Source organism: Novosphingobium sp. AAP93, assembly GCF_001296055.1.
In the GTDB taxonomy this organism is placed as follows: domain Bacteria; phylum Pseudomonadota; class Alphaproteobacteria; order Sphingomonadales; family Sphingomonadaceae; genus Novosphingobium.
Genome location: NZ_LJHZ01000044.1, coordinates 1 through 1,467 on the forward strand (window position 1 = coordinate 1; position 1,467 = coordinate 1,467).

The following is a 1,467-nucleotide window of genomic DNA, read 5'->3' on the forward strand; positions in this document are numbered from 1 at the left end:
TCGGCGACAACATTATGGCAGCGCTGCCGGACGTTATCGCCAATACCATCGGGAATTTGGTGGCCGATCAGGTCGCTGGGGACGGGAGGCCGAAATTCGATAGCCGCCGAGCAGATAGTGATCTCAATAGCACGATGGCCTCACTGGCAGCCGAAGCCAAAGCAAATTCGGCTCAGATTTACGCCCAGGGTCGTGCGGACAATCAGGCGATGATGCTCGAGTTGGCTGGACAAGGGGCGACAGGATTTTCGCAGGGTGGGGCTTCGGTTCTTGGCGTAAGTTCGGTCGGCAATGCGACGATGGCCATTTTTGCGCAAAGGCTTGGACTATCAGGCAACCCTTACTCAATTGGAGATGCGAAATGCCCGCCTGTTAGTGACGGGAATTTTGGGCCGGATGGGTATGAGTTCGCTCCGAATGAGGGATCAGTAAGATACTCATCCCTTCATTCCAAAGGGAATAGTCTTTCCGGAACTATTTACGTCGATGTTGTAAATATATCAACAAATAATAAACCTGTTTTAATTAAACCATATATTGATAAGCTTAATACAATTAACGGATCTTATAAAGATGGCGATAGCACTTACAACATTAATATAAATTTCGAATTTGCTCATAAAAATTGGACAAATTGGCTGAATAGTAATAAGACAAATACAGTATCATTTCGATATGTCGACAATGTTTCATTATATGCTGAACAAGAAGGCGTCACTGGCATAAGTTACAAAGAATCTGCATATTACACGTCAGGAGGTTTTTTATACGACAATGGCCAACCCGTCAATCCGCACATTGTTGTAGATCAAATAACAGTCGATTCTGGTGTGCCCCATGAATTCCTGCATTCCGCTGGTCTTGGTCATAACAAATTTTCTGGAACATTGATGTATCCTTGTTTGCCGGATACGGGGTATCTGAAGTTAACCCCACACGAAGCAGGTTGGCTTGTTAGGCAATACAGAGGAAACTAGTATGAGAAAAATTCTTGTCTTCTGCATTTTGCCATTTGCGGTATTTGGCTTATTTTTGACAAAATATTCTATTTTTGTTGGATATATTGAAGTAAATAGTCTTCCTTTGGAAAATAAACCAAAAGTAGCCATATGTAGATATTTTAATATTAAGGGATTTAGCGCATCTTCACCGAGAAGTGCAAATTTGTTATGGAGAAAAGTCGGGGACCATTGCCCTTGGATTATTTATTGATCATGAAGTCCTGGGGACAGTATATTTAATTGGGCCTTGCGGTGCGAAGCGTATAGGTCCCCAATCGCTTCCCCGGTCAAAGCCCGCCTTGATCCAGCTCGATCCGAGTGAATGCCAAGCGCTTCCTGATGCGCATGATCGAGGTGTGATCCGAGCACACCCTACACGGCGCCCGTGGGGCTGGCTTGCGGTCAAGCTGTTGAGATTGCTGTGTAAACATTGTGCTACGGGGTGTCTGGCGTTGTAATACAAGGT

The 1,467-nt window shown here is 44.9% G+C and carries 1 protein-coding gene; it reads left to right on the forward strand.

What is annotated here, in order from left to right:
* Positions 1-977, forward strand: a 977-nt coding sequence (locus IP83_RS20165) for a hypothetical protein (protein WP_231624971.1), incomplete at its 5' end; no start/stop codon positions are given.
* Positions 978-1,467 lie beyond the last annotated feature (490 nt).